Raw genomic sequence first — 12,984 nt, forward strand, 5'->3', positions numbered from 1 at the left:
ACAAACGTATGCGACAGACATTGACCGAGATCTATGAATCCCGTGTGGCCGAGGGCCGCCTGAGTGCCGACCCGGCGCAGCACGCGGTCTTGCCGCTGCTGGAGGAGTTGCGGCAATGGCTTGAGGCGAATGCGAACCGCAAGCTGGGCCTGTTTGCCGGTCTGTTCGCCCGGCCGGTGACGCCGCCCAAGGGGCTTTACCTCTGGGGCGGGGTGGGGCGCGGCAAGTCGATGGTGATGGACCTGTTTGTGGAAAACCTGGCCATCCCGCAAAAGCGGCGGGTGCATTTCCATGCCTTCATGCAGGAAATCCACAAGGGCATGCACGCGGCGCGGCAACGTGGCGTGGAGGACGCGCTCAAGCCCGTGGCCGAAGCGGTCGCGCACGATGTGCGTCTGCTGGCCTTTGACGAGATGCAGATCACCGACATCACCGATGCGATGATCGTGGGGCGGCTGTTCCAGTTGCTGACCGAACAGGGGGTGGTGGTGGTCACGACCTCCAATCGCGTGCCGGAGGATCTGTACAAGAACGGGCTGAACCGCGCGCTGTTCCTGCCCTTCATCGACTGGATCCGCGACCGTTTCACGGTGCATGAGCTGGAAAGCCCGAATGATTACCGCCAGCACCGGCTGCAAGGGGCGCAGGTCTATTTCCATCCGGCGGGGCAAAGCGGGGCGGCGATCGGGGCGATCTGGCGCGATCTGTCGGGCGGCGCGGCGGGTGAGCCGCTGTTGCTGGAGGTGAACGGCCGCAAGGTGGAGCTGCCGCTTTTCGCCAATGGCGTCGCGCGGTCAACCTTTTGGGATCTCTGCGCCAAACCCTTGGGCGCGGCCGATTATCTGGCCATCGCCCAGGCGGTGCGGGTGCTGATCCTGGAGGATATCCCGCAGCTTTCGGCCAGCAATTACAACGAGGCCAAGCGCTTTGTGACGCTGATCGACGCGCTCTATGAGGCGAAGGTGCGGCTGATCTGCTCTGCCGCGGATGTGCCTGAGCGGCTCTATATCGAGGGCACCGGCGCGTTTGAATTTGAACGCACCGCCAGCCGCCTGCGCGAAATGCAGGCCGCGACCTGGGGCCAATAGGCCCCTTGCGGGGTGCCGGGTGGTGGCGCATGCTGCGCGCATTGCAACCGGAGGGTTTGATGCGCCTGTTTTCATCCGTCAGTTTTCTGGTCCTGACCCTGGCCGCGCCGGCCCTGGCCGAGGTGGTCTCGGCGGGCTCGACCATCACCGCCGTCACGCTTTTCCCCGAAGGGGCCGAGGTCACGCGGCGGGTGCAGGTCGATCTGCCGGCGGGGGCGCATGAATTGCGCATCGCCGATCTGCCGCAGGGGATTGATCCCGGGCTGATCCGTCTGGCAGCGACCGAGGGCACCGGGCTGGGCGCGTTTTCAGTGCAGCAGGACGGGCTGGCGCCGGGCGAGACGGTCGCGCTGCCCGCACTGGATCAGGCGGTGGCGGCGGCACGGGCGGCGCGCGATGCGGCGGATCAGGCCCTGGGCGCGGTGATGGCCCGAATTGCGGCGGCCGAGGCGCGCGAAGGTTTCCTGCGCGGGCTGGAGACCGAGGGCGGCAGCCAGACGCCCGAGGGGCTGGCCGCGATGGCGCGCATGGTCGGGGTCGAGGTGCTGGCCGCGCGGCAGGAAATTCTGGCGCTGAACGCCGAGCGTGCGCCGCTCGATCTGGCGCTGTCCGAGGCCGACGCGCGACTGGCCGAGACGCTGGCCGCCCGTGATGACGCCCGCACGCGACTGGCCGATGCCGCCTTGCTGGTGGTGGCGGTGTCGCAGCAGACCGCCGGCCCGGCCGAGATCACGCTGCGGCATTTCGTATCCGATGCGACATGGCGCCCGGTCTATGATGTGAACCTGACGCGCAAGCCGGCACCGGCGCTCATCCTGACGCGCGGGGTGCTGGTCAGCCAGAATAGCGGCGAGGACTGGCGCGATGTGGCGCTGACCCTCTCCACCTCGCGGCCGTCGGATCAGGCGGCGCCGTCCGAACTGTGGCCCGATCTGCGCCGCGTCGAAAAGCCCCGACCGGTGATGCCGCTGGCGCGCGCGGCCGAGGCCGAAATGATGGGCGACGCCGTTGCGCTGGAGGCCGCGCCCGTGCCGATGGTCGTGGCGCAGATGCTGGAGGGTGAGGTGGTGCAGTATCGCGCGCCGATGCCGGTCAGCGTGGCGACCGGGGTGCAGGATCTGCGCATCGCCCTGTCGGAACTGGCGCTGACCCCCGAGGTCGAGGCCCGCGCCGTGCCGCGCTATGACAGCACCGCCTTCCTGATGGCTCATGCGGTGAATGGCGCCGAGGCGCTGCTGCCCGGCACCGCCTATCTCTTGCGTGACGGGGTGCTGGTCGGGTCAACCGATCTGGGTCTGATCGCGGCGGGCGACAAGATCGACCTGCCCTTCGGCCCGATCGACGGGCTGCGCCTGACGCGCGAGATGCCGCGCAATTCCGAGGGGGATGCAGGGTTCTTTGCCTCGGGCACCGCGCGGAAAGAGGCGGCGGTGCTGCGGGTGGAGAACCTGACCGATGAGGTCTGGCCGATCCATCTGGTCGATCAGGTGCCCTATTCCGAACAGGAGGAGCTGGAGATCAGCTTTGTCGCCACCCCCGCCCCGGACGAAACCGACCCCGAGGGCCGGCGCGGCCTGCTGGGCTGGCATTTCGACCTTGCCCCCGGCGACACGCGCGAGGTGACGCTGGAGGCCGATCTGCGCTGGCCCTCGGGGATGGAGCTGCGCTGAGGCGCGCGGTCAGATCGCGACGAAGCCGTGCTGGGCCGGATCGTAATGTTCCAGCCCGCCTTCGCCGATATCGTTCCACAGGCCATGCAGGGTGAGCAGCTCACCCTCCACCGCCTCGCGCACGAAGGGGAAGGTCATCAGGTTTTCCAGGCTGACCAGCACCGCCTGCTTTTCCAGCGCGCGGGCGCGATCGTCATCCGACAGATGGGCGATGCGTTCATAGCCGGGGCGCAGGATATCCATCCAGCGGCCAACGAAGCTTGATTTTTCAAGCAGTTGCGGTGCCTTGCCGGAACACATGTCATCGCAGCCCTTGACGCCGCCGCAATTGGAATGGCCGATCACGATGATATGCGCGACCTTGAGCGCGGTCACCGCATATTCCACCGTCGCCGAGGTGCCGTGATTGCCGCCATCGGGGCTGTAGGGCGGCACGAGGCCGGCGATGTTGCGGTGGATGAAGAACTCGCCCTCATCCGCGCCGAAGATCGAGGTCACATGCTGACGCGAATCGCAGCAGGAGATGATCATCGCACGGGGGTGCTGCCCATGGGCCGCCAGACGCCGATACCAGGATTTGTTGTCTTGATAGGTGGTGGCCTTCCAGCCGGCATAGCGGCTGATCAGATAGGAGGGCAGGGGCTTGGCGAGTTCCATCACATGCTCCATCGTGGATTTTGCCGTATCTAGTTTGCAATCGCAGAAAATTCGAGTGTTTTCTTTGGCGCGCCGCAACCTTTTGTTCAGCCTCGCCCCGCAGGATGGCCATGGGTGTTCCCTTGGGTTGGGTGTGAAAATGATGGGAAATGTGACGGTCTTGCGACCGAAGGATCAACTACGCCAGAACGCGGAGCCGGTGGCGGCCATGTATCGCGATCTGGGCACGGTGCAGGCCGAACAGGTGGTGACGCGGGCCCTGGGCGAACTTGCCCTGGCCATGTCGGGCCTGGCGGCGCAGGTGCGCGCGCATGAGATGCAGGATCTTTCGCGGCAGTTGCGGCGCTTGCAGCGCTTGTCGGAGCAGTTGGGCATGCTCAGCCTGGCGCAGGTGGCGGGGGATCTGCGGGTCTGTCTGGATCAGGCCGATGCCACCGCCTTTTCGGCGGTCTGGGCGCGGTTGCTGCGGGTGGCGGAGCGGTCCTTGGTGGTGGACAAGGCACTGCTGGAGACAAGCTGACTTGCGGGCGGCGATGGATGGGCTAGGCTTCGGACCGACTGACAGGAGGTTCGTCCATGAAGCCCGCCTTTGCCGATCCGCAAGCCGCGTCGCGCCCTTTGCATGCCGTGGCGCCCGAGGGGCTGGAGGTGTGGCTGGCTGCGCAGCCGGCGCCGGTGGCGGCCTGGGTGCAGGATGCAGGCTTCAAGGCCGGTCTGGGCGAGGCGCTGCTGCTGCCCGGTGCGGCAGGTGTCGGCGCGGCGGTGATCGGGCTGGGCACGGCGCGCGCGCGGTCGCGGCAACGCTTTGGTCTGGCAAAGGCCGTCGGGCAGTTGCCGGCTGGTGATTGGCATTTCGTCGGTCTTCCGGCGGAAATGGCCGATGAGGCGGCCTTGGGCTGGCTGCTGGCGCAGTATCGGTTCGACCGTTACAAGCCCGCCAGCACGGCGGTTCAGCCGGCGCTGAAATGCCCCGAAGGGGTGGATGCCGCGCGCCTTCTTGCCATGGCCGAGGGTGAATATCTGACCCGCGACCTGATCAATACCCCGGCGCAGGATATGGGTCCGGCAGAGCTGGAGGCCGCCTTCCTCGCACTGGCCGATCAATTCGGCGCCGCCACGCAGGTCATCGCCGGGGCGGAGCTGGAGCAGGGTTTCCCGATGATCCATGCCGTCGGCAAGGGTTCTGATCGGGCGCCGCGCCTTTTGTCGCTGCGATGGGGCCAGGCGGGGCCGAGCCTGACGCTGGTTGGCAAGGGGGTCTGTTTCGACACCGGAGGGCTGAACCTCAAACCCTCGGCCGGCATGCAGTTGATGAAAAAGGATATGGGCGGTGCTGCGACGGTCATGGGCCTGGCGCTGATGATCATGCGGCTGGGCCTGCCGATCCGGCTGCGCGTCATTGTTCCGGCGGTGGAAAACAGCGTGTCGGGCCGGTCGATGCGCCCGAAGGATATCCTGCATTCGCGCAAGGGGCTGACGGTTGAGGTGAATGATACCGATGCCGAGGGGCGGCTGGTGCTGGGCGATGCCCTGGCTTGGGCGGCCGAGGAAAACCCCGAAACGCTGGTGTCGATGGCCACGCTGACCGGGGCCGCGCGGGTGGCGGTGGGGCCGGATCTCGCGCCCTATTACACCGACGATGCCGGGATCGCCGCCGCGGTGGAGGCGGGCGCGCGTGCCGGGGCCGATCCGGTCTGGCGCCTGCCCTTTCACGACGCCTATGAAAGCGTGATCGAGCCCGAGATTGCCGATCTCGACAATGCGCCGGGCTTTGGCTTTGCCGGGTCGATCACGGCGGCGCTGTTCCTGCGCCGCTTTGCCGACCATCCGCGCTATCTGCATTTCGACATTTACGGCCATACGCCGACCGCCGCGCCGGCCCGGCCCAAGGGTGGTGTGGGGCAGGGCGCGCGGGCCTTGCTGCTGGCGCTGCCCGCCCTGCTGGGGATCTGAGGATGGACCGCCGCTTGACCCCCGCCAATGACCGTGCCGCGCTGGATCATCTGCGCGGCCAGGTTGACGCGCCCCGTTTCGTGCCGGGCGAGGCGGCCTCGGTCGCGGTGCCGTTGGCCGATCTGCTCAAGGCGCCGGGCGGCGCGCGCGACCGCCAGCTGATCTGGGGCGAGGCGGTGACCGTCATCGACCGGCATGAAGGCTGGGCCTTTCTGCGCGCCGAAAAGGATGGCTATTGCGGCTATCTGCCCGAAGGCGATCTGGGCCCCCACCAGACCGTGACGCATTGGGTGGCCAGCCCCGGCACGCATCTTTATGACGGGCCGAAGGTGCAGCATCGCGCGATTGCGCGGCTGTATCTGGGCGCGCGCCTGCGGGTGACGGGGTGGGTCGGCGCCTGGGCGGAAACGTCGATGGGCTTTGTGCCGGCGGGGCATCTGCGCGCGATTGGCGATACGTTGGACGATCCGGCCGCGGTGGCGCAGGGCCTACTGGGCACGCCTTACCTCTGGGGTGGCAACAGCCGTGCGGGGATCGACTGTTCGGGGCTGGCGCAGGTGGCGTTTCTGGCCTGCGGTCTCGGTCTGCCGGGGGACAGCGATCTTCAGTCCGGCTGCGGCAGCGCGATTGCCGAGGGCGCGCCGCTTTGCCGCAATGACCTGTTGTTCTGGAAGGGGCATGTCGCCATCGCCCTGTCGCCGGATCGCATGATCCATGCGACCGGCGCCTTCATGGCGGTGGTGGAGGAGGGGATCGAGCCCGCAATCGCGCGCATCCTTGCGGCGGGCGACGGGCCGGTGACGCATCGGCGGCGCATCTTGGGCTGATCCGGGCAGTTGATCGCGGGGGGCTGCGCGGGCATGCTGGTCGCGGGCCTGTTGAACGGGGGGAGGAACGCGCGATGCTGGGGTTTCTGGGGGTTGGCCATCTGTCGGCGGCGCTGCTGGCGGGGCTGGTGCGGGCCGGGCATGCGCCCGAGCGCATCCTGCTGTCGCCGCGCGGGCGGGCGGCGGAACTGGCGGCGCGGCATGGCTTTGGTCTGGCGCGCGACAATGCCGATCTGGTGAAGCGCGCGCGGCTGGTGGTGCTGGCCGTGCGGCCTGCCGATGCGCCGGGGGCGGTGAGCGGCCTGCCCTGGCAGGCGGATCAGCTGGTGATTTCGGCCTGTGCCGGGGTGCCGATGGCCGCGCTGGAGGTTGGACCCGCGCGGCTGATGCGCATCATGCCGGTGACTGCGGCCGAGGTGGGCGCCAGCCCGACCGCCTGCTTTCCCGATCTGGAGGAGGCGCGCGAGGTGCTGGAGGCCTTTGGCCCCGTGGTGCCGCTGACCAGCGAGGCAGAGTTCCAGTTGGCGACCGTCACTTCGGCGGTTTACGGCTGGGTGCAGGATCTGGTGCGCCAGACCGCCGATTGGTCGGCGGCGCAGGGGCTGGATCCGGCGGTGGCGCGGCGGCTGAATGCGCTGATGTTCAGCGCGGCGGGGGCGCTGGTTGCCGGCAAGCCGCAACCGATGGACCAGATGCTGCACGAATTGGTGACGCCCGGGGGCATCACTGAACGCGGCTTGCAGGTGCTGGCCCAGGGCGGCGTCGCCGATCAGTGGCGCGCCGCCTGCGACGCGGTTCTGGCCAAGCTGGAAGGCGCGGGCACGCTGCGCGGTTGACCGCGTGCCCGGCAGGGATCAACCCGCCAGCAGCGCGGCATTGCCGCCTGCCGCCGTGGTGTCGACGCAAAGGTGACGTTCATGCGCGACATGGGCGATGTCGGGCAGGGCTGTGATCAGTTGCACGATCTCGCCCTCACGCGCGGCCAGGGCCTCGGCGCAGGCGCGGGCGGCCTGGGCGTCACCCCACCACAAGGCGGCGGAAAAGCCCCCGAGGTCACGCAGGGTCTGCGGCGCGATGGCGCCCTCGGCCGACACGGCCACCCCGCCCAGCGATTGCACCGCCGCGACCTGTGCCGCCGCCGCCATGGCACCCGGCCCAAGGCACAGGACCGGCGGGCGGGTGTGCAGCGACAGGCGGTTCAGCTCTCCCGTCGGGCCTGGCATCAGCCGTTCGGCGATCTTGCGCGCGGGCTGTTCGGCCAGACGGCGCGAAAGATCGGCCAGATCGGCGCCGCGCGGCCAGTCGCCCGGCAGGACCGGCGCCGCCGCTGGGGCGTAGAAGCGCGCCAGATAGCTCGGTCCGCCCGCCTTGGGGCCGGTGCCGGAAAGTCCCTCACCGCCAAAGGGTTGGCTGCCGACCACCGCGCCGATCTGGTTGCGGTTCACATAGATGTTGCCGACATGGATCGCGTCGGTCACCTCTTGCACGCGGCCGTCGATGCGGGTGTGCAGCCCGAAGGTCAGCCCAAAGCCGCGCGCATTGATCGCGGCGACGACATCGGACAGGTCCTCGGCTCGGAAAGTCGCCAGATGCAGCACGGGGCCAAAGATCTCGCGCTCCAGATCGGCGATGCTCTTGACCTTCAGCAGCGTCGGCGGAATGAAGGTGCCCGCCTGCGGCACTGGCAGTTGATGCAGGATCTGCCCCTGTTTGGCGGCCAGATATTCGGCGATGCCGGTCTGTGCGCGAGCGTCGATCACCGGGCCGACATCGGTGGACAGCGCCCATGGATCGCCCACGCGCAATTCGTTCATCGCGCCCTTGATCATCTCGATCACATGTGGGGCAATGTCTTCCTGCACGTAGAGACAACGCAGCGCGGAACAGCGTTGCCCGGCGGAACGGAAGCTGGAGGCGACGATGTCGCGGACCGCCTGTTCCGGCAGGGCGGTGGAATCGACGATCATCGCGTTCAGCCCGCCGGTTTCAGCGATCAGCGGCGTGCCGGGGGCCAGATGGGCGGCCATGTTGCGCGCGATGGTCTGCGCGGTTGCGGTCGATCCGGTGAAGACCAGCCCCGCCACGCGCGGATCGCTGGCCATGGCGGTGCCGACCACGCTGCCGCGCCCGGGCAGGAGTTGCAGCGCGCGGACCGGAACGCCGGCCTCATGCAGCAGGCGCACGCCCAGCGTGGCGATCTGCGGGGTGGATTCTGCCGGTTTCGCGATGACCGCATTGCCGGCCATCAGCGCGGCGGCAATCTGGCCGGTAAAAATGGCCAGCGGAAAGTTCCACGGGCTGATCGCCGCGATGATGCCGCGCGGCGCGGCGGTCGCGCCTTCGCCCTCCGTCGCGTAGTAACGCAGGAAATCCACCGCCTCGCGCAGTTCGCCCACGGCGTCGGGCAAGGTCTTCCCCGCCTCGCGCGCCAGGGTGGCAAAGATCGTGCCAAAGTTCGCCTCATACAGATCGGCGGCCCGGCGCAGCACAGCGGCGCGCTCGGCGGGCGGCGCGGTCCAGACCTGCGCATCGTCAATCGCCCGGCGCACGGTTTCGGCATCGACATGGAGGCCCTGACCGATCACGGCGCCAGTGGCGGGGTTCAGGATGTCGTGCGCCTTGCCGGTGGCCGGGCGCAGCGTCAGCGCGGCGGCCTCCGCCCCCGCATCGCGGGCTGCGTCGATCACGGCCAGCGTGCCGGCATCCGACAGGTCGAACCCGGCAGAGTTGCGGCGGGCCGCGCCGAACAGATCGGCCGGCGCCACCAGCGAGGCCGGCGCCCGGGCCGTGGCCAGCGCGGCAAAGGGATCGCGTGCCACTTCCTCCGGCGGGATCGTGTCATCCACGATCTGATGCACGAAGGACGAATTCGCGCCGTTTTCCAACAGGCGCCGCACCAGATAGGCCAGCAGATCGCGATGCGCGCCGACCGGGGCATAAATCCGGCAGCGGCCCTTGGTTTCGGCCAGCACGATGTCATGCAAGCGTTCGCCCATGCCATGCAGCCGCTGGAATTCAAACGCCACACCGCCCGCCATTTCCAGCACCGCCGCCACGGTCTGCGCGTTATGGGTGGCGAATTGCGGATAGATGCGGTCGGCATAGCCGATCAGCTTTTTCGCATGGGCGATGTAGCTGACATCCGTCGCGGTCTTGGAGGTGAACAGCGGAAAGCCCGGCAGCCCTTCGACCTGGGCGCGCTTGATCTCACTATCCCAATAAGCACCTTTCACCAGCCGGACCATGATCTTGCGATCCAGCCGCGTGGCGGTGGCATACAGCCAGTCGATCACCGCACCGGCGCGCTTGCCATAGGCCTGCACCACCACGCCAAAGCCGTTCCAGCCCGCCAGCGACGGGTCGGACAGCACCGCCTCGATCACCTTCAGCGACAGGACCAGCCGGTCCTGTTCCTCGGCGTCGATGTTCATGCCCATGCCGCCGGCCTTGGCCTCTTGCGCCAGTTTCAGCACGACGGGCACCAGTTCGGCCAGCACGCGATCTTCCTGCGCGACCTCATAGCGGGGGTGCAGCGCCGACAGCTTGATCGAGATGCCGGGATTGGCCTCGACCGAGCCTTTGGTGCAGGCGCGCGCGATGGCGGCGATGGCCTTGGAATATTCCTGCGCGTAGCGTTTCGCGTCATGGGCGGTCATCGCGGCTTCGCCCAGCATGTCATAGCTGTAGGTGAAGCCCTGCGCCTCGCGTTTTTCGGCGCGTTCCAGCGCGGCGTCGATGGTCTGGCCCAGCACGAATTGCCGGCCCATTTCCTTCATCGCGCGGCCGACGGCGGTGCGGATCACCGGCTCGCCCAGGCGCTTCACCAGCCCGCGCAGCGTGCCGGCCAGGCCGGGCTGATCGGCGTCCAGCACCTTGCCGGTCAGCATCAGCGCCCAGGTCGAGGCGTTCACCAGGCTTGACGATGCCTCGCCCATATGGCGGCCCCAGTCCGACGGCGCGATCTTGTCCTCGATCAGCGCGTCGATGGTTTCGCGGTCGGGCACGCGCAGCATGGCTTCGGCCAGGCACATCAGCGCCACGCCTTCGCGGGTGGACAGGCCGTATTCCGACAGGAAATGTTCCATCAGCGTGGGCTTGGCCTCGCTGCGGATGCGGCGCACCAGATCGGCGCCGCGGGCCGAGATGCGGTCGCGCAGCGGTTGGTCCAGCGCGGCCTGCGCGACAAGCTGGTCCAGCAGCGCCGCTTCGGGGCGGAACTTGGCGTCAAGGTCGAAAGCGGCGAGATCGGCATGAGTCATGGGGGCACCCTCTGGCGTTTCCTCAGCATATACCGGAATCGCATTGGTCGATGCGCCTGTTTGTGGCAGTTTCCCTAGGCGATATGACCATGAAACGGGGTGTTTTCACGATGAGCGATGTTCTGGACCCGATCAACCGCAGGATTCTGGCCGAACTGGTGGCCAATGCGCGGATTCCCGTCAGCGAATTGGCGGCGCGGGTGGGCCTGTCCAAGACCCCCGTCGCGCTGCGGATCCGCCAGATGGAGGAGATGGGCCTGATCACCGGCTATCGCGCGATCCTGTCGCCGCTGCGGCTGGGCCTGACCCATGTCACCTATGTCGAGGTGAAGATGAGCGATACGCGGCAGACCGCGCTGGATCGGTTCAATACCGGGGTCCGCGCCATTCCCGAGGTCGAGGAATGTTACATGATCGCGGGGGGGTTCGATTACCTGCTGAAGGTGCGGTCGCGCGACATGACGCATTTCCGGCAGATCATGGCGGACCGCATTTCGGCGCTGCCATTCATTCATGCGACCTCCAGCTATGTGTCGATGGAGGCGGTGATCGAGCAGAACTGGATGGCGGTCTGACCGGGTCGTGATGCGCGGCCGGGCCGCCCGGCTTGACGGCGGCCGGCGCTTTGTGCAGTCTTTCCCAAAGCGCTTTGAATGGCTGTCGCCCAGGCGCGTTCTTCCGAAAAGGGGCTGTGATGTCGATCCGAGTGACCGTCTGGGGCGAGAATGTCCATGAACACGAGAATCGCGTTGTGGCGGGCGTCTATCCCGACACGATGCATGGCACGATTGCCGCGGCCCTGAACCGCGAGGAGGGGATCACCGCCCGGAGCGTGACCCTGCAAGACCCCGATCACGGCCTGACGCCCGAGCGGCTGGCGGAAACCGATGTGCTGATCTGGTGGGGCCATGCCGCCCATGGCGAGGTGCGCGACGAGATCGCGGAGCGGGTCTGCAATGCGGTCTGGGCGGGCATGGGGGCGATCTTTCTGCATTCGGCGCATTTCGCCAAGCCGTTCAAGCGGTTGATGGGGGCGCCCTGCAACCTGACCTGGCGCGAGGCGGGCGAACGCGAACGGCTCTGGGTCACCAGCCGCCACCACCCGATCACCCGCGGCCTGCCGGATCATTTCGAACTGGAACATGAGGAAATGTATGGCGAACCCTTTGGCGTGCCCGAGCCGCTGGAGACGGTCTTTGTCTCGTGGTTCGCCGGCGGCGAGGTGTTCCGCTCGGGTCTGACCTGGCGGCGGGGGGCGGGCAATGTGTTCTATTTCCGCCCGGGGCATGAAACCTATCCCACCTATCACGATGCCAATGTGCAGCGCGTGATCGCCAATGCGGTTCGCTGGGCGCATAACCCCCTGCCGCGCATCGCCGATCCCGGGGCTGCGCCCAATGTGCCGGTCAGCGCCGCGCTGGAACCGATCGAGGAACGCGGCCCCCGGCTTCATGCCGAGGGCGAGGCGGGGTATCGCTGATGGTGCGGCTGCTGATCGTGGGCACCGGCGGCATGGCGGCATCGCATGCCAAGGCCTTTGCCGCCATTCCGGGTGTCGCGCTGGTGGCCGGAGTGGACCGCGACCCCGCGCGGCTGGCGGCGTTTCAGGCCGCGCATGGCATCGCGCGGGGCTTTGCCTCGGTCGAGGCGGCGCTGGCCTGGGGCGGGTTCGATGCGGTGACCAATGTCACCCCCGATGCGGTTCATTGCGCCACGACGTTGCCCTTTCTTGCCGCCGGCAAGCATGTGCTGTGCGAAAAGCCCTTGGCCACGTCAGAGGCCGATGCCGCCCGCATGGCCGATGAAGCGCGGGCGGCGGGGGTGGTGGCCATGGTCAACCTGACCTATCGCAATGTCCCCGCGCTGCAACAGGCGGCGCTTATAGTGCGGGCGGGCGCGATCGGCGCGATCCGGCATTTCGAGGCGAGCTATCTGCAAAGCTGGCTCACGCAGGACGCCTGGGGTGCCTGGGACCGCGAAAGCCAGTGGCTCTGGCGGCTCTCCACCGCGCATGGGTCAAAGGGGGTGCTGGGCGATGTGGGGATCCATATCCTCGATTTCACCACCTTCATTGCCGGGCAGGAGGCGGCGCAGGTGTCGTGCCGGCTGGCGACCTTTGACAAGGCGCCGGGCGGGCGGATCGGGGATTATGTGCTGGATGCCAATGACAGTGCCACCATGCAGGTCACACTGGCGAATGGCGCGCTTGGCACGGTGGCGGCGACGCGCTTTGCCTCGGGTCATCTGAACGATCTGCGGTTGCGGATTTATGGCACCGAAGGCGGGCTGGAGGTGCGGTTCGAGGGCGGCGAAAGCCGGCTGCGCGCCTGTCTTACGCCCGATCTGAAAGCCGCGCGCTGGCAGGATATCGACTGCCCGCCGGTGCCCACGGTCTATGAACGCTTCATTGCGGCGATCCGCGGTGACGGCCCGGCCGAGCCGGATTTCGCCCGTGGTGCCGTGTTGCAGCGGCTGCTGGACCGGGCCGAGGCTTCGGCTGCGGCGGATGCGCGCAATCTGGCGATCTGAA

11 protein-coding genes are annotated in these 12,984 nt (G+C 67.8%); 9 read left to right on the forward strand and 2 right to left on the reverse strand.

Annotation, left to right across the window (positions count from 1 at the left end; translation table 11 throughout):
* Nucleotides 1–8: 8 nt before the first annotated feature.
* Nucleotides 9–1,088 (forward strand): cell division protein ZapE, encoded by a 1,080-nt coding sequence (zapE, locus tag FOA17_RS12625; protein WP_149141847.1) that lies wholly within the window; start codon nucleotides 9–11, stop codon nucleotides 1,086–1,088.
* Nucleotides 1,089–1,147: 59 nt separating this feature from the next.
* Nucleotides 1,148–2,758, forward strand: coding sequence for a DUF4139 domain-containing protein (locus FOA17_RS12630; protein WP_162528254.1), 1,611 nt, complete (start codon nucleotides 1,148–1,150; stop codon nucleotides 2,756–2,758).
* A gap of 9 nt (nucleotides 2,759–2,767) precedes the next feature.
* On the opposite strand, the gene FOA17_RS12635 is transcribed toward FOA17_RS12630, so the two are convergent.
* Nucleotides 2,768–3,415 carry a carbonic anhydrase gene (locus tag FOA17_RS12635; protein ID WP_149142007.1) on the reverse strand — a complete coding sequence of 216 codons (648 nt, stop codon included), beginning with the start codon at nucleotides 3,413–3,415 and terminating at the stop codon, nucleotides 2,768–2,770.
* A gap of 139 nt (nucleotides 3,416–3,554) precedes the next feature.
* Between FOA17_RS12635 and FOA17_RS12640 the strand changes: the two genes are divergently transcribed.
* The 4 genes from FOA17_RS12640 to FOA17_RS12655 all read left to right on the forward strand — a co-directional run bounded on the left by FOA17_RS12640 (nucleotide 3,555) and on the right by FOA17_RS12655 (nucleotide 7,031).
* Nucleotides 3,555–3,935, forward strand: coding sequence for a hypothetical protein (locus FOA17_RS12640; protein ID WP_149141849.1), 381 nt, complete (start codon nucleotides 3,555–3,557; stop codon nucleotides 3,933–3,935).
* A gap of 56 nt (nucleotides 3,936–3,991) precedes the next feature.
* The gene (locus FOA17_RS12645) at nucleotides 3,992–5,368 is read left to right on the forward strand and encodes a leucyl aminopeptidase family protein (RefSeq protein ID WP_149141850.1); all 1,377 of its coding nucleotides are present in this window, start codon (nucleotides 3,992–3,994) and stop codon (nucleotides 5,366–5,368) included.
* 2 nt (nucleotides 5,369–5,370) lie between these two features.
* On the forward strand, nucleotides 5,371–6,195 hold the full coding sequence (locus FOA17_RS12650) for a C40 family peptidase (RefSeq protein WP_149141851.1): 825 nt from the start codon (nucleotides 5,371–5,373) through the stop codon (nucleotides 6,193–6,195).
* Between the two features lie 74 nt (nucleotides 6,196–6,269).
* Nucleotides 6,270–7,031 carry a pyrroline-5-carboxylate reductase family protein gene (locus FOA17_RS12655; RefSeq protein ID WP_149141852.1) on the forward strand — a complete coding sequence of 254 codons (762 nt, stop codon included), beginning with the start codon at nucleotides 6,270–6,272 and terminating at the stop codon, nucleotides 7,029–7,031.
* An 18-nt stretch (nucleotides 7,032–7,049) separates the two neighbouring features.
* Here the strand turns inward: FOA17_RS12655 and putA are convergent, their stop codons facing one another.
* The gene (gene putA, locus FOA17_RS12660; protein WP_149141853.1) at nucleotides 7,050–10,454 is read right to left on the reverse strand and encodes a bifunctional proline dehydrogenase/L-glutamate gamma-semialdehyde dehydrogenase PutA; all 3,405 of its coding nucleotides are present in this window, start codon (nucleotides 10,452–10,454) and stop codon (nucleotides 7,050–7,052) included.
* A gap of 110 nt (nucleotides 10,455–10,564) precedes the next feature.
* Between putA and FOA17_RS12665 the strand changes: the two genes are divergently transcribed.
* The 3 genes from FOA17_RS12665 to FOA17_RS12675 all read left to right on the forward strand — a co-directional run bounded on the left by FOA17_RS12665 (nucleotide 10,565) and on the right by FOA17_RS12675 (nucleotide 12,983).
* Nucleotides 10,565–11,029, forward strand: a complete 465-nt coding sequence (locus tag FOA17_RS12665; RefSeq protein ID WP_149141854.1) for an Lrp/AsnC family transcriptional regulator — start codon at nucleotides 10,565–10,567, stop codon at nucleotides 11,027–11,029.
* A gap of 119 nt (nucleotides 11,030–11,148) precedes the next feature.
* A complete protein-coding gene (locus FOA17_RS12670) occupies nucleotides 11,149–11,934 on the forward strand; it encodes a ThuA domain-containing protein (protein WP_149141855.1) in 786 nt (261 codons plus the stop codon).
* Complete coding sequence (locus tag FOA17_RS12675; protein ID WP_203232315.1) at nucleotides 11,934–12,983, forward strand: Gfo/Idh/MocA family protein; 1,050 nt, start codon at nucleotides 11,934–11,936, stop codon at nucleotides 12,981–12,983. The genes FOA17_RS12670 and FOA17_RS12675 overlap by 1 nt, the downstream gene beginning before the upstream one ends.
* The last annotated feature ends 1 nt before the right edge of the window (nucleotide 12,984 follow it).

Source organism: Gemmobacter caeruleus (genome assembly GCF_008271655.1).
GTDB lineage: Bacteria > Pseudomonadota > Alphaproteobacteria > Rhodobacterales > Rhodobacteraceae > Gemmobacter > Gemmobacter caeruleus.